The 25457-nt window shown below is 62.9% G+C and carries 18 protein-coding genes; 11 read left to right on the top strand and 7 right to left on the bottom strand.

The genetic code is table 11. The features are described 5' to 3' along the window. The first annotated feature begins 16 nt into the window (after positions 1-16). Genes RE432_RS14075 through malQ form a run of 5 tightly spaced genes read left to right on the top strand, consistent with a single transcriptional unit; the run spans position 17 to position 12816 of the window. Complete coding sequence (locus RE432_RS14075; protein ID WP_310934042.1) at positions 17-3160, top strand: alpha-1,4-glucan--maltose-1-phosphate maltosyltransferase; 3144 nt, start codon at positions 17-19, stop codon at positions 3158-3160. Continuing rightward, positions 3157-6600, top strand: a complete 3444-nt coding sequence (gene treS / locus RE432_RS14070) for a maltose alpha-D-glucosyltransferase (RefSeq protein ID WP_310934041.1) — start codon at positions 3157-3159, stop codon at positions 6598-6600. The genes RE432_RS14075 and treS overlap by 4 nt, the downstream gene beginning before the upstream one ends. Further along, positions 6597-8582, top strand: a complete 1986-nt coding sequence (gene glgB, locus RE432_RS14065) for a 1,4-alpha-glucan branching protein GlgB (protein WP_310934040.1) — start codon at positions 6597-6599, stop codon at positions 8580-8582. Before treS ends, glgB begins: the two co-directional genes overlap by 4 nt. Next, positions 8563-10680: a glycogen debranching protein GlgX gene (gene glgX / locus RE432_RS14060; RefSeq protein ID WP_310934039.1), complete on the top strand. Its 2118-nt coding sequence runs from the start codon at positions 8563-8565 to the stop codon at positions 10678-10680. The genes glgB and glgX overlap by 20 nt, the downstream gene beginning before the upstream one ends. Next, positions 10681-12816, top strand: coding sequence for a 4-alpha-glucanotransferase (malQ, locus tag RE432_RS14055; protein WP_310934038.1), 2136 nt, complete (start codon positions 10681-10683; stop codon positions 12814-12816). It abuts the gene before it with no gap. Between the two features lie 568 nt (positions 12817-13384). Here the strand turns inward: malQ and RE432_RS14050 are convergent. After that, positions 13385-13741, bottom strand: coding sequence for a hypothetical protein (locus tag RE432_RS14050; protein WP_310934037.1), 357 nt, complete (start codon positions 13739-13741; stop codon positions 13385-13387). Between the two features lie 77 nt (positions 13742-13818). Between RE432_RS14050 and RE432_RS14045 the strand changes: the two genes are divergently transcribed. Continuing rightward, a complete protein-coding gene (locus RE432_RS14045; protein ID WP_310934036.1) occupies positions 13819-15315 on the top strand; it encodes a helix-turn-helix transcriptional regulator in 1497 nt (498 codons plus the stop codon). Positions 15316-15360: 45 nt separating this feature from the next. Here RE432_RS14045 and RE432_RS14040 read toward each other — a convergent pair whose 3' ends face one another. From RE432_RS14040 to RE432_RS14030, 3 genes are all read right to left on the bottom strand, one after another. Beyond that, positions 15361-16266 carry a fused MFS/spermidine synthase gene (locus RE432_RS14040; protein ID WP_310934035.1) on the bottom strand — a complete coding sequence of 302 codons (906 nt, stop codon included), beginning with the start codon at positions 16264-16266 and terminating at the stop codon, positions 15361-15363. A 121-nt stretch (positions 16267-16387) separates the two neighbouring features. Beyond that, positions 16388-17197 carry an META and DUF4377 domain-containing protein gene (locus tag RE432_RS14035; RefSeq protein WP_310934034.1) on the bottom strand — a complete coding sequence of 270 codons (810 nt, stop codon included), beginning with the start codon at positions 17195-17197 and terminating at the stop codon, positions 16388-16390. A 331-nt stretch (positions 17198-17528) separates the two neighbouring features. Next, positions 17529-18464 (bottom strand): LysR family transcriptional regulator, encoded by a 936-nt coding sequence (locus RE432_RS14030; protein WP_310934033.1) that lies wholly within the window; start codon positions 18462-18464, stop codon positions 17529-17531. A gap of 181 nt (positions 18465-18645) precedes the next feature. Between RE432_RS14030 and RE432_RS14025 the strand changes: the two genes are divergently transcribed. Together RE432_RS14025 and RE432_RS14020 are read left to right on the top strand one after the other, a co-directional pair. Continuing rightward, positions 18646-19071 carry a DUF4148 domain-containing protein gene (locus tag RE432_RS14025; protein ID WP_310934032.1) on the top strand — a complete coding sequence of 142 codons (426 nt, stop codon included), beginning with the start codon at positions 18646-18648 and terminating at the stop codon, positions 19069-19071. 185 nt (positions 19072-19256) lie between these two features. Beyond that, positions 19257-20114, top strand: a complete 858-nt coding sequence (locus RE432_RS14020; RefSeq protein ID WP_310934031.1) for a class I SAM-dependent methyltransferase — start codon at positions 19257-19259, stop codon at positions 20112-20114. Between the two features lie 47 nt (positions 20115-20161). On the opposite strand, the gene RE432_RS14015 is transcribed toward RE432_RS14020, so the two are convergent. Then, positions 20162-21418 (bottom strand): MFS transporter, encoded by a 1257-nt coding sequence (locus tag RE432_RS14015; protein ID WP_310934030.1) that lies wholly within the window; start codon positions 21416-21418, stop codon positions 20162-20164. Between the two features lie 6 nt (positions 21419-21424). After that, the gene (gene arsC, locus RE432_RS14010; RefSeq protein ID WP_310934029.1) at positions 21425-21847 is read right to left on the bottom strand and encodes an arsenate reductase (glutaredoxin); all 423 of its coding nucleotides are present in this window, start codon (positions 21845-21847) and stop codon (positions 21425-21427) included. Positions 21848-22037: 190 nt separating this feature from the next. Between arsC and RE432_RS14005 the strand changes: the two genes are divergently transcribed. Next, a complete protein-coding gene (locus RE432_RS14005; protein ID WP_310934027.1) occupies positions 22038-22934 on the top strand; it encodes a UDP-2,3-diacylglucosamine diphosphatase in 897 nt (298 codons plus the stop codon). Between the two features lie 2 nt (positions 22935-22936). Next, complete coding sequence (locus tag RE432_RS14000) at positions 22937-23971, top strand: glycosyltransferase family 1 protein (RefSeq protein ID WP_310934026.1); 1035 nt, start codon at positions 22937-22939, stop codon at positions 23969-23971. A 10-nt stretch (positions 23972-23981) separates the two neighbouring features. Here RE432_RS14000 and RE432_RS13995 read toward each other — a convergent pair whose 3' ends face one another. Continuing rightward, positions 23982-24857, bottom strand: coding sequence for a pirin family protein (locus tag RE432_RS13995; RefSeq protein WP_310934025.1), 876 nt, complete (start codon positions 24855-24857; stop codon positions 23982-23984). A gap of 137 nt (positions 24858-24994) precedes the next feature. On the opposite strand from RE432_RS13995, the gene azu reads away from it, so the two are divergent. Continuing rightward, positions 24995-25444, top strand: coding sequence for an azurin (azu, locus tag RE432_RS13990; protein WP_310934024.1), 450 nt, complete (start codon positions 24995-24997; stop codon positions 25442-25444). The last annotated feature ends 13 nt before the right edge of the window (positions 25445-25457 follow it).

Genomic DNA, 25457 nt, shown 5'->3' with positions numbered 1-25457 from the left:
CCGCGCGGCCTCAGCCATGTTGACCATGCCTATGAGCGGCACGCCCTCCCGCCTTGCGGACTACCGCATCTGCCATGTCGATGCGCGGACGTTCGCCTCGCAAGTGACCGGCCATGATGCGCAGGACGGCCGCTTCGATGCAGCGGTCCGGTATGTAAGGAGGCTGGCGCCGGCTTGCGACAGCCTCCTGTTGCCGGCCGCCTGCTGTAGCCCCGAGGGCGGCAACCTCCTTCTGGGGAAGAACCGGGACGGCATGTCCGGGGGGACGGCCTCTGTCCTGGCGCCGCTGTCGCAAGCCTGCGCGGACCAGGGCATGGCATTGCTGCTGGATCTGGTGCTGGCCGAGCTGCCCGGTGACGGCCTGACGCCGGAAGCCGTTCGGCATGCGGAAGCGGGGCGCGTGCCGCAGGCGCAGATCGAAGCGTGGGGCGGCCATGTGTTGCAATGGGCCGACGCAGGCGTGGCGGGCGTGCGCTGTTGCCGCCCGCTGGAGATTGCCGCGTCGGCATGGCAGCGGCTCATCGATCTGGTCCATGCCCGCCGGCCCGGTTTTTCCTTTCTGGCCTGGACGCCCGGCATGACGCCGCAACAGCTTTCCGCCCTGGAGCCGGTGGGTTTCAGTGCCACGTTTCTTTCTTTGCCCTGGTGGGATGGCCGCGCTTCATGGCTGCTGGAGGAATATGCACGTTTATCGCGCATAGCGCCCGTCATTGCGCCCGTCGACGATCCGGACATCGGCCTGGCCGGATCGCTGCCCGCCTCAGCGGCGATGCCCGTGAACCGGTTGTGGATGGCGGCTTTCTTTGGGGACGGCATTCTGCTGACGGCCCACTCGGCGAAATCGGTCGATCCGGCAAGCTGGAAGGCGGTTCGCCGCTGGCTGGCGCCCGCTCCGAAAGCGGGCCGGCAGGCAGGCGCGGCGGGCCCCGGCCGGCAAACCTGGACCCGCATTCACCGGCTTGCCGGCCCCTTGGCGCCGGTGTCGGCTTTTACCCGGCAGAAGGGCGCCAGCGCAAGCATGTTGGTGATCAACCCCGGCCAGGATGCCGGCATCGCCTTGGACTGGAGCATGCTGGCTTCCAGGCTGCCGGGCGATTATGTTTTCCAGGCCGATGCCCGGGCAAGCTTTCCTTCGATGCTGCCGCCCGGCGGCCTGTTCACGGTGAAGCTCTGTCATGCACCGCAGTTGGAAAGCCGCGCGCATGCCGCCACGCCGGCGGATATCGCGATAGAAAACATTCGGCCGTCGGTCGATCAAGGCCTGTTCGCGGCCAAGGCCTGCCTGGGCGACCAGGTGGATGTCAGGGCGAGCATCTTCGCCCATGGCCACGATCGCCTTGCCGCCAGCCTGTTATGGCGGGCGGGAGACGATGCACCGTGGCAAAGCACACCTATGCGGGAAATCGGCAACGACGAATGGGAAGCCGGTTTCCAACCTTTGCGCCTTGGCGCCCATGCCTACAAAGTGCGCGCCTGGCGGGACGAATGGTCATCGTTTTGCGAGCATCTGCGCAAGAAACTGCAAGCGGGGCAGGACCTTGAGCTGGAGGTCGAAGAGGGCCGCCAGATGCTGGCGCAGGCCAGATCCGGCATGCAGATGCAGGCATCCGATACCGATGCCGTAGGCTGCATTGATCGTTTTTTGAAGTCGGCGGCGCCGGGACAGCCGCAGGCGGCGGAACAGTTGCTGTCCGCCGAACTGGCCCAAGCCATGCACCGGTCAGGCCGGCGGCCTTTTGAAACCGACTCGACCATTTTCCCCTTGACTGTTGACCGGCGCCAGGCGCGCTATGCGAACTGGTATGAGTTGTTTCCGCGCTCGCAAGCCAGGGAAGCGGGGCGGCACGGCACGTTATGCGATGTCATCGAGCGCTTGCCGGCGATTGCGGCCATGGGTTTCGACGTTCTGTATTTCCCTCCTATCCACCCCATTGGCCAGACCAACCGCAAGGGCAGGAACAATGCCCTGAAGGCCGCGGCGGGCGACCCGGGCAGCCCGTACGCAATCGGCGCGTCCTCGGGCGGGCACGATGCCATCCATCCCGAACTGGGCGGTTTCGACGATTTCCAGGCGCTGGTCCTGGCGGCCCGCCGGCACAATATGGAGATCGCGCTGGACTTCGCCATACAGTGCTCGCCGGACCATCCATGGCTTAAGCAGCATCCGGACTGGTTCGAGTGGCGGCCCGATGGATCGCTGCGTTATGCGGAAAATCCGCCCAAGCGCTATGAAGACATCGTCAATCCGAGCTTTCACGATGCCCAGGGCCGGCCGCGGCAACCCCTGTGGGACGCCTTGCTGGACATCATCCTGTTCTGGGTGGACAAGGGCGTAGCGATATTTCGCGTGGACAACCCCCATACCAAGCCGCTGCCATTCTGGCAGTGGCTGATTGCGCAGGTAAAGACCCGCCATCCCCAGGTGATTTTCCTTTCCGAAGCGTTCACGCGCCCGGCGATGATGTACCGCCTGGCCAAGGCCGGTTTTTCCCAGTCATACACCTACTTTACCTGGCGCAATGCCAAGCACGAACTGACCGACTATCTGCTTGAACTGAGCTCACCCCCGGCGGCGGATTTTTTCCGGCCCAATTTCTTCGTGAACACGCCGGACATCAACCCCTGGTTTTTGCAGCACGGCGGCCGGTCCGGCTTTGTGATCCGGGCGGCGTTGGCCACGACCTTGTCCGGGCTGTGGGGCATGTATAGCGGATTCGAGCTGTGCGAGGCCGCCGGCCTGCCCGGCAAAGAGGAATACCTGGACGCCGAGAAGTACGAATTGCGGCATCGGGACGAGAAGCAGCCCGGTAACATCGTGCCCGAGATCACCCGGCTCAACCAATTGCGCCGGGACAATCCCGCGCTGCAGTCGCACCTGGGTGTGCAATTCCACGAGGTCGACAATGCGCAGATCCTGTTCTACACAAAATCCACGCAAGCTGCCGACAATGTCGTCATTGTGGCTGTCAGCCTGGATCCGCAGGGGTGGCAATCCGGCACCCTGGATTTGCCGCTATGGCAGTGGGGCCTGCCCGATGACAGCGTACTGCGGCTGCAAGACCTTTTCGAAGACCGGCCGTTCCAGTTGAAAGGGCGGCATCACCGCATCGACTTGTCGCCCGACCGTCCCTTCGTGATCTGGGGGGTGCTGCCATCATGACGAAAGCGCAGGAAATCCATTCGAAGCCGGCAGCCGGCGGCATGGCGGCGCCGGACGATCCGCTTTGGTACAAGGATGCAGTGATTTATCAATTGCATGTCAAATCCTTCTTCGATGCCAACAATGACGGAGAAGGGGACTTTGCCGGGCTGATCGCCAAGCTGGATTATGTGGCCAGCCTGGGCGTGAACACCCTCTGGCTGTTGCCGTTCTACCCCTCTCCGCGGCGCGATGACGGCTACGACATTGCCGAGTACCGCGGCGTGCACGAAGGCTACGGCACACTGAAAGAAGTGCGCAAGCTGATACGGGCCGCACACCAGCGCGGCTTGCGCGTCATCACCGAACTGGTCGTCAATCACACGTCGGATCAGCATGCCTGGTTCCAGCGGGCCCGCCGCGCCAAGCCCGGCTCGGCGGCGCGTAACTATTATGTCTGGTCCGATCATGATCAGGCCTATGCCGGCACACGCATTATTTTCTGCGACACCGAGAATTCAAACTGGACGTGGGACGCAGTGGCCGGCGCCTATTTCTGGCATCGCTTCTATTCGCATCAGCCCGACCTGAACTACGACAACCCGCAAGTGCTGAAAGAAGTGATCGGCGTCATGCGTTTCTGGCTGGACATGGGCGTCGACGGCCTGCGGCTGGACGCGGTGCCGTATCTGGTCGAACGGGAAGGCACCAACAACGAGAACCTGCCGGAAACGCATGCCGTGCTGCGCCAGATACGCGCGGCCATGGACCAGGACTATCCCGGCAGGCTGTTGCTGGCGGAAGCCAATCAATGGCCCGAGGATGCACAGGAATATTTCGGACGGGGCGATGAGTGCCATATGTCGTTCCACTTCCCGCTGATGCCGCGCATGTATATGGCCATTGCCCGCGCCGATCGTTTCCCGATCACCGATATCATGCAGCAGACGCCCGACATTCCCGCCAATTGCCAGTGGGCGATTTTTCTGCGCAATCACGATGAACTGACGCTGGAAATGGTGACCAGCAGCGAACGCGATTATCTCTGGGATGTGTATGCCGCGGACCGGCGCGCCCGCATTAATCTGGGCATACGGCGCCGCCTTTCGCCGCTGCTCGAACGCGACCGGCGCCGCGTGGAGCTGATGAACAGCTTGTTGCTGTCCATGCCGGGCACGCCGGTGCTGTATTACGGCGATGAAATCGGCATGGGCGACAATATCCACCTGGGCGACCGGGACGGTGTGCGCACCCCCATGCAGTGGTCGCCGGACCGCAATGGCGGTTTTTCGCGCGCGGACCCCGAGCGCCTGCGCTTGCCTATGCTGATGGGCCCGCTGTACGGCTACGAGGCCGTCAACGTCGAGGCGCAGCAGCGCGATCCGCACTCGCTGCTCAATTGGACGCGCCGCATGCTGCTCAAACGTCAGCAGCATGCCCCTGTCTTTGGCCGGGGCAGCTTGCGCTTTCTGTTTCCGGGGAACCGCAAGATACTGGCCTACCTGCGCGAGCATGGCGATGTCAGCCTGCTTTGCGTGGCCAATCTCTCCAATGCCTCGCAGCCCGTGGAACTGGATTTGTCGTTCATGGCGGGCAGGGTGCCGGTTGAAATGCTTGGCGGCACGCCTTTTCCCACCATCGGCGAGCTGCCTTATCTGCTGACACTGCCCCCCTACGGGTTTTACTGGTTTGAACTGAGCGCCCTCGTCTCGCCGCCGTCGTGGCACTTGACCATGCCGGAACAAATGCCGGAATACGTTACGTTGGTGCTCAGACGCAAGGCGGACTATCAGTTGATGGACGGTTCCATGCGCGCCTTGTGCGCGGAGGTACTGCCCATGTATCTGGAGCGCCAGCGCTGGTTCGGCAGCCGCGGCAAACCCGCCGCGGCGCGCATTGCTTATGTTGCGCCCTTGCCGGCCCAGACCGATCTGTTCCTGGCCGAAGTGCAGGTCGATCAGGAGGACGGTCCGGCATCCTATTTCCTGCCGCTGGCTTTGTTGTGGAGCGAAGCCGTCGGCGGCATGCCCGCCCAGTATGCCATGGCCCGGGTGCGCCGCGGCTCGGAGCTGGGGCTGGCCACCGATGGCTATAGCGTTCCGGAATTTATTCTGGCGCTGCTGGACAACTTCAAGTCCCAGACCCGGATTCCGCTGGGCACGGGGGCGGGCAAGGCCCGTCTCGAGTTCCACGCCGATCCCCGCCTGCACGAAGTGGCGTGGCCCCAAGAGCCCGAATTGCTCTGGTTTCATGGCGAGCAGACCAACAGTTCGGTGATGTTCGGGGACCAGGCCATGCTCAAGCTGGTGCGCCGGGTCGTGCCGGGCGTCCACCCCGAAGCTGAAATGGTGCGGCACCTGAGCCGGGCGAATTACGGAAATATTGCCGCGCTGCTCGGCGAGCTGATCCGTGTCGATGCCAAGGGGAATCCGCATACGCTGGCGCTGTTGCATTGCCGCGTGAACAATCAGGGCGATGCCTGGACCTGGACCCTGGACTATCTGAAACGCACGTTCGAAGAGATCGCCTTCATTGAAAACCTGGACGAGTCGCGGGAAGAATATCAAGAGGCGCTGCGCGGCTACCAGACCATGGCCGTCACGCTGGGGCGGCGCCTGGCCCAGATGCATGCGGTGCTTGCCAGGCCAAGCGACGACCCCGCCTTTGCGCCCGAAATAGCCCGGCGGCGCGATGCCCAGGCATGGGCGCGGTCCATACGCACGATGCTCGGCAACGCGCTCAAAGCGGCGGGGGCGATGCGCAAACAGCTGGACGAACCCTCGCAGTCGCATTTGGCCGCACTGGAAAAGTCGGCGAAGCCCCTGGGCAAACTGATCGATCAGGCGGCGTCGGTCCTGGAAGGGACGATGCTGACGCGCATCCATGGCGATTTGCATCTGGGCCAAGTCCTGATTGCGCAAAGCGATGTCTACCTGATCGACTTCGAAGGCGAGCCGGCACGGCCATTGAGCGAGCGCCGTGCCAAGGCCAGCGTGTGGCGTGATGTGGCCGGCTTGATACGCTCCTTTGACTACGCTTGCGCGGCCTTCATGGCGCAGGCCGCATCCGCCGCTACAGCGGATGGCGAAGAGGAGGAGGCACACGCGCCGGTGCTTGCCGGGCTGCCTGGCGAAGCCAGCCTGGCGCAGCAGCATCGCGACTTGCTCGAGCAGTTCTGCCGCCGCGCCACAACCGCCTTTCTCGACGGTTATGCCAAGGCCAGCGCCGAAGCCGCGGGGCCGCAGGCCGAGGCCGCGCCTTCCCCCGCCGGACCTTGGCCGGCCATGGGAGATAAGGGTCTGCTGGCGCTGGCCTTGCTGGAAAAGGCGGCCTATGAAGTCTGCTACGAAGCCGCCCATCGTCCCGACTGGCTGCCTGTGCCCCTGCGCGGGCTCTTGCACGCAGCGGACCGGCTCCAGACCGTAACGTTGGAAGCGCCCGCCGACGGGGGCCGGCCATGACGGCGGATCTGCGTAAAGCATCCCTGCTGGGCGAACTCGATATCCACCTGATCGCCGAAGGCAGGCATCGCCATATCGCCGACCGCCTGGGCGCCCACTGCGCCCAAGTCGCAGGCGAGCAGGGTGTACGTTTCGCCGTCTGGGCGCCCAATGCGCTTTCGGTTGCGGTCGTCGGCGACTTCAACGGATGGGAGGACGGCCGCCATGCCATGCGGCTGAATCAGGCTTGCGGCGTTTGGGAACTGTTCATTCCCGGTATCGGCGCCGGCGCGCTGTACAAGTACGCGTTGCACGGCAAGAATGGACAGCGCTTGCCGCTCAAGGCCGACCCTTATGCGCGGCAGACTGAAGAACCGCCTGCCACCGCGTCTGTGGTGCCCGAGCCGGAAGCCTTTGTCTGGACCGACCAGGCCTGGATGCAAGGCCGTGCTGGCAGGCATGGGCCGCAGGCGCCGATGTCCATCTACGAAGCCCATCTGGCCTCATGGCTGCGCGTCGAGGGCCAGGCCCATCTATGGGAGCAGGTGGGCGCACGCCTGATCGACTATGCCGCAGGCATGGGGTTCACGCATATCGAGCTGCTGCCGATTACCGAGCACCCCTTCGGCGGTTCCTGGGGCTATCAGCCACTGGGCTTATATGCCCCCTCCGCCCGCTACGGCAGCCCAAAGGATTTCGCGCGTTTCGTGGATCGCTGCCATGACGCCGGCCTGGGACTCATTCTTGACTGGGTGCCGGCCCACTTCCCCTCGGATGCGCACGGCTTGGCGCGTTTTGACGGAACGGCCCTATACGAGCATGCCGACCCCAGACAAGGGTTTCACCCGGATTGGAACACGCTGATCTACAACCTGGGCCGCAACGAGGTGCGCAATTTCCTGTTCGGCAGCGCGCTGGAGTGGCTGCGGCGCTACCACGTGGACGGGCTGCGGGTGGATGCCGTGGCATCCATGCTGTATCTGGACTATAGCCGGGCGCCGGGCGGCTGGCTGCCCAACCGCCACGGCGGCCGTGAAAACCTGGAAGCGGTGCAATTCCTGCAAGAACTGAACACGCTGATTGACGAGGAATGCCCGGGCGCCATCATGATTGCCGAAGAGTCCACCGCCTGGCCCGGCGTGACGGCGAAGGTGGAGCAGGGAGGGCTGGGGTTCGATTACAAATGGAATATGGGCTGGATGCACGATACCTTGCGCTACATGCAGCACGATCCGGTGCATCGGCGCCATCATCACCACGACATGACTTTCGGGATGGTCTATGCCTATTCCGAGCGCTTCATCCTGCCTTTGTCCCACGATGAAGTCGTGCATGGCAAAGGCGCTTTGCTGCAGAAAATGCCGGGCGACGCATGGCAACAGTTTGCCCAATTGCGCGCTTACCTGGGCTTCATGTGGACGCATCCGGGCAAGAAACTGCTGTTCATGGGCGGCGACATCGGCCAGTGGCGCGAATGGGACCACGACGGCCAGGTCGACTGGGCCTGCCTGGACCGTCCGGCCGCGGCGGACGCGCTTGACGCGAAAGCGCTGCTTCCTCCCGCCATGTCCGCTTCCGGCGAAAACCGGCATGCCGGCTTGCAGCGATTGCTGTGCGATCTGAACAGGCTGTACAGGACGACGCCCGCGCTGCATGCGGACGCCGTGCCCGAAGGCTTCCAGTGGGTGATTGGCGACGACGCGGACAACAGCGTGTTTGCCTTCCTGCGCAGGCATCGCGGGGACGAAGCGCTGGTGATCAGCAACATGACGCCCGTTCCCCGGCGGGACTATCGCATCGGCGTGCCGCGGCCCGGCCACTGGCGCGAGACCCTCAATACGGATGCGCAGCTATATGGCGGGTCCAATCTTGGCAACGCCGGCGGCGCCCGCGCCGAAGATTTGTCTGCGCATGGCCGGCCGTACTCGCTGTCGCTGACCTTGCCGCCGCTTGCCACCCTTATTCTTCTCGCGGAAAACAACCATGAAGCCCACACTCCCTGATAGACTTGCGGCGGGACTCCCTTACCCCATGGGGGCATCCAGCGATGGGCTGGGCGTCAACTTCGCGGTGTTTTCAGCCAGTGCAAGCAGTATCGAGCTCTGTATTTTCGACGCACGCGGACGCAAGGAACTGAAGCGCTATCCCTTGCCCGAGTGTACGGACGAAATCTGGCACGGCTACCTGCCCGATGCCGGCCCGGGCCTGGTCTATGGCTTCAGGGCGCATGGCCCCTACGATCCCAAACAGGGCCACCGCTTCAATCCGCACAAGCTGCTTATCGATCCCTACGCCCGGAAGCTCGAAGGGCCGTTGCGCTGGACGGATGCGCTGTTCGGATACCGTGTGCAGCACGCCAAGGCGGACCTCAGCCAGGACAAGCGCGACTCTGCCCCCTACGTGCCCAAGTGCGTGGTGACCAGCGAAAGCTTCAACTGGGGCACGGCAGGGCGCCACTGCACGCCATGGGCCCATAGCGTCATCTACGAGGCGCACCTGCGCGGTGTTTCCATGCAGCGTGAAGACGTACGCGCCGAATGGCGGGGCACCACCGATGGCCTGGCCAGCCCGCGCTTCATCGACCATCTGCACAAGCTGGGCATTACGGCCATCGAACTGCTGCCCCTGCACGCCTTCCTGCAAGACCATTTCCTGGTGCAGCGCGGCCTGCGCAATTACTGGGGGTACAACACACTGGCTTTCTTCGCACCCGAACCGTCTTACCTGGCCAACGGCCGGACCAATGACCTGCGCATGGCGATCCGCCGCCTGCAGGATGCAGGCATCGAAGTCATTCTGGATGTGGTCTACAACCATACCGGCGAGGGCAATGAACTGGGCCCCACGCTGTCGTGGCGCGGCCTGGACAACAGCAGTTATTACCGCTTGGTGCCCGGCGATGAGCGTTACTACATCAACGACACAGGCTGCGGCAATACCGTGAACCTGTCGCATCCCAAAGTCCTGCAGATGGTCATGGACTCACTGCGCTACTGGGCCCAGAGCTACCGCATCGACGGCTTTCGCTTCGACCTGGGCGTCACGCTGGGCCGCGAGGGCCCCGGCTTTGACCCGGGCTCGGGATTTTTCGATGCAATTCTGCAGGACCCGGTCCTGTCGCGCCTGAAACTGATTTCCGAGCCCTGGGATACGGGGCCCGATGGATATCAGCTGGGCAATCATCCTCCCGGTTTTTCCGAATGGAATGACCGTTTTCGCGATGGCATGCGCCGCTTCTGGAAGGGCGAGGCGGGCTTGCGGGGCGAGCTTGCCGACTGGCTGATCGGCTCGCCCGCGATCTTCGACCGGCGCCATCGCCGGCCCTGGGCATCCGTCAACTATATTGCCTCGCACGATGGTTTTACCGCAAGCGACCTCGTGTCGTACAACGACAAGCATAACGAGGCCAATGGCGACGACAATGCCGACGGCCATGGGGAAAACTTCAGTTGCAACTGGGGGCACGAGGGGCCCACCGACGATCCGGACCTGATGCGCCTGCGCGATACGGTGCTGCGGTCCATGCTGGCCTGCACCTTCTTTTCGAACGGCACCCCCATGCTGCTTGCGGGCGACGAGTTCGGCAATAGCCAGGAAGGCAACAACAATGCCTATTGCCAGGATAACGCTGTCTCGTGGCTGGACTGGGCCGACGCCAGCAGTCCCAGGGGCCGCGCGCTCATCGGCTTCACCGCCGCCCTGAGCGCACTGCGGCGCGAGCATCCCTCGTTGCGCCTGGCCCGCTTCGGGGACGGCAACCACGAAGTTCTGCCGGGGCTGCCACGCATCTGCTGGTACGACATGGATGGGCAATCGATGTCTGACGCCGCCTGGGACTATCACGAGGGCAGGGTGCTTGGCCTGCAGCGCGCCGCCAGTTTGCCGCAAGGCGATGTCGACATCACGCTGTTATTGCTCAATGCGGGGGAGCAGGCAATCGATTTCATATTGCCTGCCTTGCGCTGCCCCATGTTGTTGCAGCTGGACAGCTCGCTGTCCAGCGCGGCTGTCGGAAAGGCCGTGCGGGACAAAGTCAGGGTGGCGGCCCATGGGGTGGTGCTGTTGGCCGGATCGATGGCGGCCGCGGACGCCGAGGGCTGAATGGCAGCCCCGGGCCACGCCTTGCTGCAACTGGCTGCGATGGCTGGGCTGGCGCCATCCTGGCAAGATGTGTTTGGCGAAGCCCGCCAGGTCAGTGAAGACAGCTTGCGGTATTTGCTGGCTGCGCTCGGCTTTCCTTGCGAGTCTGCTGCGCAAATCCGCGACAGCATGCAAAGATTGCAGGCGGCGCAGGCGCTTGAAAGCGATTCGGCCGCCCGGCCGCTGTGGATACTGGAGGCAGGAGAACCGCTCATCATGCGCTGGCGAGGCAGGCTGCCATACCGGCTGCTGCTCGAATCGGGCGAGATCCTGCACGGCACCGCCGCAAGGCTGGCGCCGGAGTCCGTCCGCATCGAGCCCATTGCAGCGCCCGGCTATCACACGCTGGACATCGGCGAGGCCCGCCTGAGGCTGGCTGTCTGCCCGGCGCGGTGCCCGGCGGTGCCGGCGCGCAGCGGCGGCCTGGAGCGCCCCTGGGGCATCACGGCCCAAGTCTACAGTCTGCACGGCGGCGAGCGGCCTTCGCAAGATAAGTGGGGCGTGGCGGGGGACTTCGCCACGCTGGCCGACTTCGCGGCGCGCGCCGGCAAGGCGGGCGCCAGCGCCCTGGCCATCAGTCCCGTCCACGCGCTGTTCGGCGCCGCGCCCGAACGCTATAGTCCGTACGCGCCGTCCAGCAGGCTTTTTTTGAATGCCGCCTATGCCGAACCCGCTCTGGTCTGCGGATCGGAAACAGTGAAACAGGCGCTGGGGAACGGGCACCCCGCCGCCGACGCGCAGGCGCAAGAGAACGCCGGCGCCACCCGCCCTGCAGCGCCCCGCATAGACTGGCCCGCGCTGGTCCCCGCGCGCCTGGCTATCTTGCGCCGCGTGTTCGAGCATGTCCGATCGGGCGCCAGCCATTCGCTGCAGGATGATTTCCAGGCGTTTCGCAAGGCGGGCGGAGAGGCGCTCGAGCGCCATGCGCGTTATGAAGCCCTGCATGCCGCCCACCGGGGCATGCTCGGCGCAGACAGCGGCTGGCAGGACTGGCCCGGTGCGCTGCATGACCCGTCCGGCGCCGCAGTACGGCGCTTTGCCCAGGCGCATCAGGCCGAGGTTGAATTCCAGGCTTTCCTGCAATGGCTGGCGGATCGCGGCCTGCGCCAGGCGCAGCAAGCGGCGCTTGGCAGCGGCATGCCGATAGGCCTGATCATCGATCTGGCGATCGGCACCGATCCGCGCGGCAGCCACGCCTGGAGCCGACAGGCCGACCTGCTGCAGCAGGTATCGATCGGCGCGCCGCCGGACCTGTTCCAGCCGCAAGGACAAAACTGGGGCATCACCGCCTTTTCTCCTTATGCGCTGCGCGACACAGGCTATGCGGCCTATATCGAAACGCTGCGCGCCAACTTCCGGCACGCGGGCGGTGTCCGGATCGACCACATCATCGGGCTGGCCAGAATGTGGCTGATCGCGGCCGGCGCGGAGGCCCATGACGGGGCCTATCTGCGCTATCCGCTGGACGACATGCTGCGCCTGCTTATGCTCGAGGCGTGGCGGCACCAAGTCCTGGTCATCGGCGAGAACCTGGGCACGGTGGCGCCAGGATTCAATGACATGCTGCGCGACAAGGGCATACTCGGCACCAGCGTATTGTGGTTCGAGCTCCAGGGTGCGTGGCCCGACTGGTCCATGGCGACCACATCCACCCACGACTTGCCGACGATCGAGGGCTGGTGGTCTGGCCGCGACATAGGGTGGCGCTGGCGGGTGGGGCAGTTGTCCGCCGATCAGGCACAGATGCAGCATCGGGCCAGATCGGCGGAAAAGGTCCTGCTCGCGCAGGCGTTGGGCCAATCCGGCGGTATCCCGTCGCCCGCGCCAAGGCAGGACATCCTGGCCTACGTCGCCGCCACGTCAAGCCCGCTGGTCGTCATTCCCGCCGAGGACCTGCTTGGCGTTGCCGAACAGCCGAACCTGCCCGGCTTCGACGTCAATGCCGCGGGCGAGCCCTCGGAGCCGGCCGCCAGCAAGCCCGCGCACCCAAGCTGGATACAAGTCCTGCCGACCGGCGTCGACGCATTTTTCGATCACCCCGAAGTGGCGCGCAGCCTGAACAGCATTCGGCGCGGCCGCAGGCAGGGGACGCCGTGAACCGCAGGCTTGCCTTCAGGCGCTTTGCCGAGGGGTCCGGCATGATAATTGCTGTGACGGGAAACCCTTCCAAGAATCTGTGTTTCGACAGTGGGCCGCTATCTTCCCCTAGCGCCGTCCGAGTGAAATATCGACAAAGTACAGGTAATACCTATGCAAACTCAATTTGTGCTGAGCATGGCGAGCATATTGCTTTGTTTCTTCACCATCGCCACCTATGGAATCTGGACTGCTCTCCAGAAAAGCGCCGGCGCGCCGCAGCGCCGGCATGCCGCGCCGGCACAAGCGCGGCTCGGTCCGGTGTCCCGCTTGCCGGATAGGACTTCCTATGCAAAAAGTACCCGTTATCGACGGTTTTGGGCTTCCCCCGCATTGCAGCGGGCCTCGTTCCACGGCCGGGCGCAGCGCTGCGATATCAACCGCCTCGAACAGACAAGGCCGCAAAGAGCCAGGGCGCGGGCGGTCGGGCCGTCACCGCTTTGCCGATCCGTCTTGCGGCGGCGGTGCCCCGTGTTCGAGTTTGGCCGTTGATCGGAAACGGCGCGGTGCCCAGGGAGCAGGCCTGAAACTAACCATTGCCGCGCATTTCAAAAATCAACTTTTCACCCGTATCCTTCACAATAAGGCAAGATGCTTCCAGCGTGTTGTCGGCAATGCTTGCTCGCAGCAATTGGATGGCTTCCTCTTGCTTCAGGGTAATGATTTCGTCGGGCACGAAAATGGCATGTTTGCGGCCGTGAAGATAGATCGTGCATCCGCTTTGGCCTTCATTGTCGTCATAGGCGACGATTTTATTTTCAAGGCCTTTTGCAAGCTGCCGCATAAACTGGCTGTAGCACATTATCGATTGTCCTCTGTGTATCGGCTGACGCCTCGCGTAGGGTGGAGGCGTCCGAATTTTAGGCAAATGCAAAGGGGCCGGCATAGATGCAATTTAACCAGTCGTACTAGTACTTTTGACCCAAGGAACACCATGCGCAGCTGTTTTCCCCAGAGCGGTAAATGAGCAAGACACCTTCAGCCTCCAGGACTGGCCTGCGGCATCTTCAAAGCATTGTTGCCGGGCTCAGCGACGGCCTCATGCTGATCGGCACCGACCAGTCCATCGTCTGGGCCAACGAGGCCGCGCTTGCCATGCATGGCGCACGCACCCAGGCAGGGCTCGGGAAAACAGTGGCGGGCTACTCAAAAAAATACAGCTTGAAATATCGCAACAATCGTCTAGTGCGGGCGGGCCAGTATCCTGCCGTGCGCGCGCTCGCAGGCGAGGCGTTCTCGGGCTTGGTGGTGCAGGTATCCTGGTCGAATGGGCGATTCGGCCGGGTGCATGAGTTGCGCAGCTTGCGCCTGGACGATGCGGCGGGCAAGCTCGAATACGCCGCGCTGGTCATGAGCGACGTCACCGATCGCTTCAACGCGGAAGCGCGTTTCGAGCAAGCATTCAATACCAACCCCGCGCCGGCCCTGATATGCCGCCTGTCAGATTTTCGCTATGTTCGCGTCAATCAGGGTTTCCTGGAAATGACCGGTCTGAACCCTAAACAGGTCATTGGACGATCCGCCTACGAACTGGATGTACTGTCCCACGCCGAGGACAAGAATCTGGCCATTGCCCGCATTCATGAAGGCAGGACGATTCCGCAAATGGAGGCCACCCTGATGCTGCCGGGCGGCAAGCGCCACTACGTGATTGTGGCGGGCCAGCCGATTGACGTGCTTGGCGAAAGCTGCCTGCTCTTTACCTTCATTGACCTGGAAGCAAGGAAAAAGATGGAGGATGCGCTCAGGCAAACCGAGGAGCGGTTCTCGAAGGCATTCCGGCTCGCGCCGGTCCCGATGATCGTCAGCACATTGGACGACGCCCGTTTACTGGAGGTCAACGAGGCCTTCCTGAAAACGACGGGCTATACGAATGAAGACGTGCTCGGAAAAGACGCGGCAAGCCTTGAGGTCTGGGCAAGCAAAACGGAATATCGCGCGTTTGAAAACCTGCTCAAAACCGCCGGCAGCGTGCGCAATCATGGCATACAGCTATGCACCAAAGAGGGCATGCTGCTTGACTGCCTGGCGTCCGCCGACATTGTTGCGATAGACGGCAAGCGTTGCATCCTGAGCGTGATCCAGGACATGACCGAGCATAAACAGTCCGAAGACGAGCTGATCGCCGCGATCGATGCCGTGATGCAGGATGCATCCTGGTTCAGCCGCACAGTGATCGAAAAGCTGGCGCAGATAAGGCGGCCTGAAAGAGCCCAGGGCGGCGGGGCGCAGCTTGCGGCCCTGACTGCGCGTGAACGTGAAGTGCTGGGGCTGATGTGCAAGGGCCTGACTGACGATGAAATAGGCGCAGCGCTGCACCTGTCGCGCAATACCGTGCGCAACCACATTGCCAAGGTCTACAACAAGATCGAGGTGCACCGGCGCAGCGCCGCCATTGTGTGGGGCCGGGAGCGGGGCATTCTGGGCCGCGAAAAGCGGACGAAAGGCCGCCCGTCCTGAGTGCTGGCATTGCGGGTGAAAGCAGGGCGCTCGAAAGGCCGGCGCTCAGTCGGTCAGGATGGCGGCATCCTCGTTCCAGTTGCGCTCTGTCGAGAACCGCTCGAGCGCCTGCTCCGCGTTGATGCCGAAACGCGCCAAGGTGCTGGCCAGGGCGGTGGCGTTGCGCGCCACGACGGTCCGGTCAGGCAGCGGACCCCGCGTGGCGACGATCACGCGGTTGGCCGTTACATAGCGGCTCTCGGCGCGCAGGTTGTAGAAATCGCCGAATACCGCCGCGTAGGTGACCGACTCCCGATCGTACATCCCGCTGGTGGTAAATGAGTTGGCCGCCAGCACACCATCGGGCGATAGAATGGCGCGCACATGCTCCAGGAACTGGCGGGTCAGCAAATGCGCGGGAATGTAGTCAACGTCGAAGGCGTCCAGCATGATCATATCGTAGCGCCTGCCTTCCCGCCGGGCGCGCTCGACGAAGGCCCGGCCGTCTTCCACGAACAGGCGCTGCCTGGGGCCCTGCCGATAGCCGAAGAAACGTTCGGCAACGCGCGCCACCGCGGGGTCGATCTCTATGCTGTCGATGACCGCCCCGGGCAGGATCTTTTCCAGCGCCAAGGGCAGCGTTGCGCCGCCCAGGCCCACCACCAGCACGCTTTGCGGATCGGGCTTGACGAAAAGGGCGGTCGTCATCATGCGTGTATAGCCAAACACCATTTTGTCGGGATTGTCCAGCTCGATGCAGGTGTGCCGGCCATTGTCTTCGATGGTATTGAAGTTCATGCAGCGCTGGCCGAATTCTTCCAGCACGACCACCGGCGCGAACTCAGACGGTTCGGTATGGACCAGGCGCGTGGCCGGTGACGCCGCCTGCGTATAAACGAACAAGGCCAGCGCTGCGCCGGCCGCCAGCGCGCCAGCCGCCGCGGCAAATAAAAAGGGATGGCGCTTGAACATTATCTAGGGGCAGCCCGAATTAGAAAGAATAGGCCCCATTATGGCTAAAAACAGGGCGCAGGGCAGACCGCGAAAGTGCGCCGGCGGCTTATCTAAGCGGCGCCCTTCGGGCCGGCAGCGGCTAGCGCTCGCTTTCCACCACCATGTCCAGGACATAAACGTAACGCGAGGCGTCCGCCGGCACATCCTTGCGGGTGTAGCGCTTTACCCGAAGCACATTGCGGGTGCCGGCCTGGTGCGTATAGCCCTGGATGCTTTCGTAGAAAGCCTCCCACGCGCCGTAGCCTTGTTTCAGGCCCCCGGCGTCATACTGCACCGTGCGCACATTCAGGCATGGCGTGTCGGGCATAAGAGGGTGGTGGCAGGGGATTTTCTGCGCCGCGACCTCCAGGAAGAGGGTTTCGCCCGCCGAGCCGTAAAGGGTTTCGGGCGTGGGCGTACCCTGAAGCTGCCATTGCCCGCCGTCCTGAAAGCGCAAGGTCAGCACGGGCGGGGGCTCGCCCGCCTGCACGGCGCTGCCATCGATGCGCCATGCCGATACCTGGGCCAGCCGGCCGGAGACTTCCCGCTCGTAGCGCATCAGCGACGCATCGGCGCAGGCGCGCATGGTGCTGACCACCTGGCTGACATCCATTTGCTGCCCCTGGATGTCGTAGCCCGCGAGCAGCGTATTGCACAGGCCGGTCACAGCCAAGCGCTGATCCTTGAAGGTGAATACGGCCGGCTTGCCGGCCGCGCCGCCGCGCACCCACTGGGGCTGCGCCGCGCCCTTGCTATCTGTCGCGTTCTGCAATTGCCAGGTAAAGGCCGTCAGCGTTGTTCCGTCTGCGGCGGCCTGGGGCGGTTGACTGGGGCCGCCGTCCCGGCTGGCGCATGCCCCCAGGCTGGAGATAGCAAAGGCCACGCACAACCATGCCAAAGAACGTTTCATCTTGATCATCCTGTTTGAAAGCAAGGCCCGATTTTACTTTGAAAGACACGGGAAGACGCTGGTTAAGGCGAAACTTCACACTTGTTGTTGCGTGATAAACAGATTTAAATAAATCCTTTAATGAATTGATTTAAAAAGAATAATCATGGAAGACTAAGTGGTTTGTTTTCAAGCCGGCTTGCTTGCCTTGCGGGGTGGGCAGGACTGTGCGGCCGCCGCAGCGAATGAAGTTCTGGAGAAGATATAGGAATGGATGCACGCGGGCGCTTATATTGTTGACTTTACATAATACACATTATGCGAATATTAGGTTGCAGGTATCTGTCACGAACTAGCATGCCGTGCACACCCGCAAGGCCTCGCGATTCTGTTCACGCGTATGCGCAACCAGATAGTCCAGGAATACGCGGGATCGCTGCGGGATGAACTTGCGGCTAGGCAGCGCGGCATACATCCCCAGCCGGCCCGTAAACCAGGGATTCAGCACGCGAACCAGATCGCCTCGAGTCAGGTAAGGCGCCGCCATGTCCAGCGGTATCGATGTAATGCCGGCGCCATCCAATGCCGCGCGCAGCAAGGTGTCGGTATGGTTTGCGATAAGAACGGGATCCACGTTTACTTCGACCTCGTCGCCGGTGTTTTCTTCTGACCACATGCGCCAGGCGCGCAGCGGCCCGCCGCTGGGCCTTCTAAGGCGCAAACATTCATGCTGCGCCAGATCCTCGGGGGTTTTGGGCGAGCCCCGGCGCTGCACGTAAGCCGGCGAGGCAACCAGGACGACCAGGGACTCGACGATTTTACGCGCCACGATATTGGCGTTGAAATTTGCGTCGGCGCCCAACAACGTAATGTCGAAATCCTCGATGGGCGGATCCCGGTAAGTCTCGACTTCGATATCGACCACGATCCCTGGATGGCGCTGACGAAACGCAGACAATAAAGGAGCGATCACATACGTTGCGAGCACCGGCTGTGCATGCACGCGCAGCCGGCCGGAAAGCGTGTCTGTATCGGCGCTGGCAATGGCATCGGCTTCTTCCACGTCTTGCAGGATTTGCCGGACGCGCGCCAGATAGGCTTCGCCCGCCTCTGTCAGCGACACGCGCCGCGTGGTCCGCTGGAACAGCCGCGTACCCAGGTAGGACTCCAGTTCAGCGATCAGCCGGGTCACCGCAGGGGGAGACACATTCATGGCGCGGGCCGCCGCCGCGAAGCCGCCCTCGTTCGCCACCCGCTCGAAGACTTGCATTGAAAGCAAACGATCCATAGGTCTTCCAGGATTATTTCAATTTTATGAATGGTGCATGTCTATTTTAACCGTTTATTCATTCTTCTGAAGCTTTTAAAGTGACTACATCGACGAAATCACTCGTTGAACCCCTCGCCGAAGCCGGCGCACTGTTTGCCGCCGGTTCCAGCCAAACTTATTGATTTAAAGGATATACATCATGACACGCACACACACCGCCACCCTCGCCCTGGCCTTTTCCGCCCTGTTTGCCGGACAAGCCATGGCGGCCGGCACCGCCGCCCCGCTTACCCGCGACCAAGTCAAGGCCGAGCTGGCCGAAGCCGTTCGCACCGGCAATGTGGTGACAGGCGAAAGCAGCGCCAGGCTGAACGAGCAGTTCCCCCAGTTGTATCCCCAGCAACAGGCCGACGCCACCGTGACGCGCGCCCAGGTACAGGCCGAGCTGGCTGAAGCCATCCGGACAGGCAATGTGCTGGTGGGTGAAAGCAGCGCGAAACTGAACGAAGTCCTGCCCCAGAACTATGCCCGGCAGAACGTAGCCGGCAAGAGCCGCGAGCAGGTTCACGCGGAATTGGCGGAAGCCGCCGCCAGCGGCCAGCTGTACCGCCATATTGAAGCGTAAACCATGACCGCATGGCGGCAGCCCGAAGAGCATGGCCACAGCCCGGCCATGCCTTCGTCAACGTTCCAGGGTAGTCAAGCGATGGTTTTTTATGCAAAATCCACTTATGGCTCCATTCGCCCCGGCAGCGGGGGCCAGTGATTCACGCGACGCTGTCGGTACTACTTGCTACCAAGGATTCTGCCATGCCATCGCATACCTCACACCGCTCCGCCCGTCTTCTGCTGGCTGCATCGCTGGCGTTGACCTTGGGCGCAGCCCATGCCCAGACCGGGCAGGCGCCGGCCGCCGAAGCCACCTCCGGCGCCACAGCCTATGAACCGACTGTCGGGCAGTCGGGCAAAGACGTGGTCTGGGTCCCCACTGCCCAGTCGCTGGTTGATCATATGCTGCGCATGGCCGACATCACGCCGCAGGACTACCTGGTCGATCTGGGAGCCGGCGATGGCCGCACAGTCATTACCGCGGCACAGCAAGGTACGCGCGCGCACGGAATCGAATTCAATCCCGACATGGTCAAACTGGCGCGCGAGGCCGCGCAAAAAGCGGGCGTTGCCGACAAGGCAACGTTTACGGAAGGCGATATCTTTGAATCGGACTTCTCGGATGCCACGGTCATCACGCTTTTCCTGCTGCCCAACCTCAATCTGCGCCTGCGCCCCACCCTGCTGGACATGAAACCCGGCACCCGGATTGTGTCGAACTCGTTCGACATGGGCGACTGGACGCCGGATGATGCGGTGGACGGCGGCGCCGAATGTCAATCCTACTGCCACGCTTACAAATGGGTCGTGCCCGCCAAGGTCGAAGGAGCCTGGACGCTGGGGAAGAACGCAGCGCTCAGCCTGAACCAGGCCTATCAAATGTTCAGCGGCCACATCACCCTGGACGGAACCCAGCATGAAATCAGCGATGGCAGCCTGCTGGGCACACGTGTGGCCTTCAGCGCCAATGGCCGGCAATACACGGGCCAGGTTGACGCCGACCGAATGACAGGCCGCGACGACCAGGGGAAGGCCTGGACCGCCACCCGCAAACAGTAACGGGGCAATCCGCGGCAACCCCTCCAGCCGAGGCCGGCCGAACCGGACTACAGGCGGCCGGGCTTGCGTCTCAACCAGGCTGCCAGCCAGAAACTGGCAGCCAGCACAATGGCCGACACAATGATCCCTATCAGCACGCTGTTGTACGAGGCCGTTGTCGACCACAGCAAGGCGGCGGCCAAAGGCGCGGCGGCGCGCGCCAGATTGGTCGGCACGGTCAGCAAGCCGTTGATGGCGCCATAGGCATGGCGCGTGAGCATTTCCGGCACCACCAGGCCGCGCACAATGGTGAAAATGCCGTTGGCCGCACCGTAAGTCACGCAAATGGCCGCAACCGGCCAGAAGGCGGCGTCCACCCACAGCAGTGCCCCGAATGACACCGGAAAGCTGGCCACGACGACCGACCCGATGACCCGCATCGACGCCCTGGCCGCAAAGACGCTGATCAGGATACGTCCGGCCACCTGCGCCGGCCCGATCAGCGCAATGGCCTGGACCACGGCCGCCGTATTCATTCCGCGCTCGATGAACATGGGATACATATGGAAGGTAAAGGCGGAAAACATCGCCGCATAAACGGTCAACGCCAGCAGCAGCGCCCAGAAAACCGGGCGGCGCACGGCCTCGTGGACAGCGGCGCGGTCCAGGTCGATCTGCAGGAAGGCGGCCCCCGGCTCGGTCGAAATGCAGTCCCGTTCAGGGCGGATGAACACCAAGTGCGCGGTTGCGCACAGCAACACGTTGACCAGTCCCAGCACAATCAGCGTGTCGCGCCAGCCCCAATGGTCCATCAGCCACTGAATCAGGGGAATGAAGACCGTGCTGGCAAAGCCGCCCCACAGTGTCAGGGTCGTAATGGCGCGGCGCGACTGGGCGGCTCCGACCCTGCGGGCCAGCACGGCGAAAGCGGGTTCGTACAGGGTGGCCGCCTGCAGCAGTCCCACGCCTGCGGTCAATAGATAGAAGGATGTCAGGGAGTCGACCTGCGACCACAGGATAAGCAGGATCCCGGCGCCCAGCGACGACAAGCCCATCACCCATCGGCCATGGCCGCGATCCACAGCCACCCCAACAGAATAGGTGGCCAATGCGGCCAGGACCAGTCCCAGGGTCGCCGCGGCATACAGGTGGAATTTGGGCCATCCGAATTCCGCGCCCATGGCCTCGGCAATCAGCGGGAAACTGTAGTACAGCGTTCCCCAGGAACAGATCTGGCCCACCCCCAGGGCGGTCGTCAGGCCCCCTGCCTTCGCGTCGGGCGAAGGCGCGGCCGATTCCGCTGTGCCTGCTGCGCCGGCTTGCATCGTCTGTCAGCGGACCTGCTTGCCCTGCTCGTCGATCAGCAGCTCGCCGTTTTCTTTGGTAAATGGCCCTTTGATGGGCGGCAGGATGTCCAGCACCTGCTCCAGGGGACGGCACAGCCTTGTACCCATGGGCGTGACGACAAACGGGCGATTGATCAGCATGGGATGCGTCAGCATGGCGTCCAGCAATTGCTCATCGCTCAAGTCCGGGTTGCCCAAGTCCAGTTCCGCGTACTGCGGGGCCTTTTCACGCAGCGCGCCGCGTACGGTCAGTCCGGCTTGCCTGATCAGGCCTGTCAGCGTGGCGCGGCTGGGCGGCGACTGCAGGTATTCGATGATCTGCGGCTCGACACCCGTGTGGCGAATCAGCGCCAGCGCATTGCGCGACGTACCGCACTTGGGGTTGTGATAAATGGTGATGGAATCCATGAAGCATCCTTTCTTGATGTGCGGCGCTGAAGTTGGCCGGCACGATATCCGAATACCCAGCCCATTATATTGAACAAGACAACGAGGCATTTACACCACAGTTTCCTCTGATGACAGGTTTTTGTCACTTGGCGGTCACCTGCGGTTGATGTAATGCGAAGCAACTTAATTCGTACCGGTATCAGAGCCGATGCAAGCACACGACGAAGCCAAGCACTATAGAACAATCTGGATCTCGGATCTGCACCTGGGCACCGCCGGCTGCCAAGCCGAACCCCTACTTGATTTCCTGAAGCTGCATGAATCCGACACCCTGTATCTGGTCGGCGATATTATCGATGGCTGGCAGTTGAAGAAAAAATGGATGTGGCCGCAGTCCCATAACGATGTGGTCCAGAAAATCCTGCGCAAGGCCCGCAAAGGCACGCGCGTGGTCTACGTGCCCGGCAATCATGATTCCTTCGCCCGGCAGTACGCCGGAGAACGCTTCGGCGGCATCGAGGTCCACCTTGAAGCCGAACACACCACGCTGCAGGGCAAGTGTCTGCTGATCACGCACGGCGACTTGTTCGACGGCGTGATCCAGTATGCGCCCTGGCTGGCTTACGTGGGCGACAGGCTGTATTGCCTGGTGCTGACCTGGAATGTCTGGTTCAACCGCGCCCGCGCCCGCATGGGCCTGGGCTACTGGTCGCTGTCGCAGTACCTGAAGCACAAGGTAAAAGACGCAGTGTCCTTCATTACGGCCTTTGAAGACGCCCTGATCAAGGAGGCCAAGCGCCGCGGCTTCGATGGCGTGGTCTGCGGCCACATTCATAAAGCCCAGATGCGGGAAGTCGACGGGGTGCTGTACTGCAACGACGGCGACTGGGTGGAAAGCCTGACGGCGCTGGTCGAGCATCGCGATGGCCGCCTGGAAATCATTACCTGGATTCCGAAAACGGCCGTCAAGGCCAAAAAGCCCAAGGCCGGGAAGTCCTTGCCGCCCCAGCCCGCCGTCCAGGCGGCGCCAGGCGCGGTATTGCCGGCCATGCCCTGCCCCGAACCACAGACGCTGGACTCGAAAACCACTGAAGGAGTCACGTAAAAGTGAAGATCATGATTGTCACGGATGCCTGGGAGCCGCAGGTCAATGGGGTCGTGCGTACCTTGACCCAAACCCGGAGCGAACTCATGCAGATGGGGCACAAGGTCGACTTGCTGACGCCGCTGGAATTCCGCACCTTGCCGTGCCCCACTTATCCTGAAATCCGTCTATCGCTTTTTGCGCGGCGTAAAGTCAATGCCCGCCTGAAGGCTGCGTCGGCCGACGCGCTGCACATTGCCACAGAAGGCCCGCTGGGCATCGCGGCCCGCGCCTATGCCCTGCGCCACAAGCTGCCCTTTACCACCGCGTACCACACCCGTTTCCCTGAGTATGTGCAGGCCCGCACGCGCCTGCCCCTGTCGGTGACCTACCGCTTCCTGCGCTGGTTCCATGGCCCGGCCAGCGCGGTCATGGTGCCGACTGAAGTAGTCCGGCGCGACTTGCTGGCCAACGGCTTTGCGCAGAAGCAAGTGGTGCTGTGGTCGCGCGGGGTGGATCTGGACCTCTTCAAGCCGGGCCCCGCCCTGCCTCATGAGGAAAAGCCGCCCGTCTTTCTGTGCGTGGGCCGCGTGGCGGTTGAAAAGAACATCGAAGCCTTCCTGCGCCTGGATCTGCCGGGCACCAAATGGGTGGCGGGCGATGGCCCCTTGCTGGCGGACCTGAAGAACCGTTATCCCAAGGTGCGCTTCACCGGCGTGATGGATCAGGACACGCTGGCCAGCCTGTATAACGCCGCCGATGTATTCGTTTTTCCCAGCCGCACCGATACTTTTGGCCTGGTGTTGCTGGAGGCGCTGGCCTGCGGCTGCCCCGTGGCGGCCTACCCGGTCACCGGCCCGATCGATGTCCTGGGCGATTCAGCCGCCGGGGTGATGGACGAAGACCTGAGAGCCGCCTGCCTGAAAGCGCTGGACATCCCGCGCGCCGTGGCGCGCGAACATGCGGAGAAATTCTCGTGGACGGCGTCGACGGAAACGTTTCTGGCGCATCTGCACCCCATCCAGGGCATGGCTGCCGCCGTGGCGAAGGCGGCGTGAAACCCGCCGGTCAGGCCACCGTGTCCGGCAGGGGAATGAACTCGGCATTGTCGTGCGAAGGCAAGGCGATCCGGCCCGCCTGCCAGTCGGCCTTGGCCTGTTCGATGCGCTCTTTGCGCGAGGACACGAAATTCCACCAGATATGGCGCGGCCCCAAAGGCTCGCCGCCCAGCAGCATCAGGCGCGAGGCGGCCAGCGCCTTCAGGGTGGGCGTCCCGCCCGGCGCAAACACCAGCATCTGGCCCTTCTGATACTGGCGTCCGTCGAACTCAATCGTGCCGCTGGCCACATAGGCCGCCCGCTCGGCATGCGATGCCGGCAGTGCAATGCGCGCTTCGGGCTCAAGCGCGACATCCAGGTAGAACAAGGGCGAATGCACTTTCGCCGGGCTGTCCACGCCATAGGCGCTGCCCGCAATGACACGCCCCGACACGCCGTCTTCGCTGAAGGTAGGCAAGCGATCGGCCGCATAATGATCAAAAGCAGGATCGTCTTCTTCGTGCGCTTCGGGCACGGCCACCCAAGCCTGGATACCGTCGATATGGCCCCCGTTCTGGCGCATGCCATCGAAGCGCTCGGAGTGGCTGATGCCCGATCCGGCCGTCATCCAGTTCAGGGCGCCGGGCAGGATGGCCTGCTCTATGCCCAGGCTGTCGCGGTGCGTCATCTGGCCGTCGAACAGATACGTGACCGTGGACAGGCCAATATGAGGATGGGGCCGGACATCGGTGTGTCTGGGGATGGGCGCGGGCAAAGTGTGCGGCCCCATGCGGTCGAAGAAAATGAACGGCCCGACCATGCGGCGCTGGCGATATGGCAGCACCCGCCCTACCTCGAAGCCGCCGCCCAGGTCGTGGACACGAGTTTGAATGACAAGATCGAGCATGAATTTCCCCTGAATGAACAAAAAGGCCCTACTAGCTTGACGTGAATCAAGACTTTTTGCCGCCTGCTGGGTTCCAATACTACTATAGGACATTCAAGCGCAATGCCGTGAAACTTTTACCTAACCTGGAGAACACCATGCTTGCAAAAGCCACTTTCGCCGCCCTGCTTTCCGTCATGAGCCTGCCCGCCCTCGCCGCCCAATGCGACATCAACGTGGACAGCACTGACGCCATGCAGTTCGACACCAAAGAAATCACGGTCGATAGTTCCTGCAAAGAATTCACCGTCAATCTGAAGCACAGCGGCCAACTGCCCAAGGCGGCCATGGGCCACAACTGGGTGCTGACCAAAGAGGCCGATAAACAAGGCGTCGCCAACGATGGCATGGCCGCCGGCCTGGACAACGACTACGTCAAATCCGGCGACGAGCGCGTCATTGCCCACACCAAGGTGATCGGCGGCGGCGAAAGCACCTCGGTCACGTTCGACGTCAGCAAGCTGGCCGCCGGCGAGAACTACACCTTCTTTTGCTCTTTCCCCGGCCACTGGGCCATCATGACGGGCACATTGAAGCTGTCCAGCTAATCGCCCGCCGGCG

It is taken from the genome of Pusillimonas sp. SM2304 (assembly GCF_031628915.1).
GTDB lineage: Bacteria > Pseudomonadota > Gammaproteobacteria > Burkholderiales > Burkholderiaceae_B > Pusillimonas_C.
Note: the sequence above shows the minus strand (reverse complement) of the source record. Positions and strands in the feature narration are given on the sequence as shown.

Excerpts from the sequence above, each read along its gene's own strand:
- RE432_RS14075 (WP_310934042.1), top strand. The coding sequence starts at position 17 with ATGTTGACCATGCCTATGAGCGGCACGCCCTCCCGCCTTGCGGACTAC.
- treS (WP_310934041.1), top strand. The coding sequence starts at position 3,157 with ATGACGAAAGCGCAGGAAATCCATTCGAAGCCGGCAGCCGGCGGCATG.
- glgB (WP_310934040.1), top strand. The coding sequence starts at position 6,597 with ATGACGGCGGATCTGCGTAAAGCATCCCTGCTGGGCGAACTCGATATC.
- glgX (WP_310934039.1), top strand. The coding sequence starts at position 8,563 with ATGAAGCCCACACTCCCTGATAGACTTGCGGCGGGACTCCCTTACCCC.
- malQ (WP_310934038.1), top strand. The coding sequence starts at position 10,681 with ATGGCAGCCCCGGGCCACGCCTTGCTGCAACTGGCTGCGATGGCTGGG.
- RE432_RS14050 (WP_310934037.1), bottom strand. The coding sequence starts at position 13,741 with ATGCCGGCCCCTTTGCATTTGCCTAAAATTCGGACGCCTCCACCCTAC.
- RE432_RS14045 (WP_310934036.1), top strand. The coding sequence starts at position 13,819 with ATGAGCAAGACACCTTCAGCCTCCAGGACTGGCCTGCGGCATCTTCAA.
- RE432_RS14040 (WP_310934035.1), bottom strand. The coding sequence starts at position 16,266 with ATGTTCAAGCGCCATCCCTTTTTATTTGCCGCGGCGGCTGGCGCGCTG.
- RE432_RS14035 (WP_310934034.1), bottom strand. The coding sequence starts at position 17,197 with ATGAAACGTTCTTTGGCATGGTTGTGCGTGGCCTTTGCTATCTCCAGC.
- RE432_RS14030 (WP_310934033.1), bottom strand. The coding sequence starts at position 18,464 with ATGGATCGTTTGCTTTCAATGCAAGTCTTCGAGCGGGTGGCGAACGAG.
- RE432_RS14025 (WP_310934032.1), top strand. The coding sequence starts at position 18,646 with ATGACACGCACACACACCGCCACCCTCGCCCTGGCCTTTTCCGCCCTG.
- RE432_RS14020 (WP_310934031.1), top strand. The coding sequence starts at position 19,257 with ATGCCATCGCATACCTCACACCGCTCCGCCCGTCTTCTGCTGGCTGCA.
- RE432_RS14015 (WP_310934030.1), bottom strand. The coding sequence starts at position 21,418 with ATGCAAGCCGGCGCAGCAGGCACAGCGGAATCGGCCGCGCCTTCGCCC.
- arsC (WP_310934029.1), bottom strand. The coding sequence starts at position 21,847 with ATGGATTCCATCACCATTTATCACAACCCCAAGTGCGGTACGTCGCGC.
- RE432_RS14005 (WP_310934027.1), top strand. The coding sequence starts at position 22,038 with ATGCAAGCACACGACGAAGCCAAGCACTATAGAACAATCTGGATCTCG.
- RE432_RS13995 (WP_310934025.1), bottom strand. The coding sequence starts at position 24,857 with ATGCTCGATCTTGTCATTCAAACTCGTGTCCACGACCTGGGCGGCGGC.
- azu (WP_310934024.1), top strand. The coding sequence starts at position 24,995 with ATGCTTGCAAAAGCCACTTTCGCCGCCCTGCTTTCCGTCATGAGCCTG.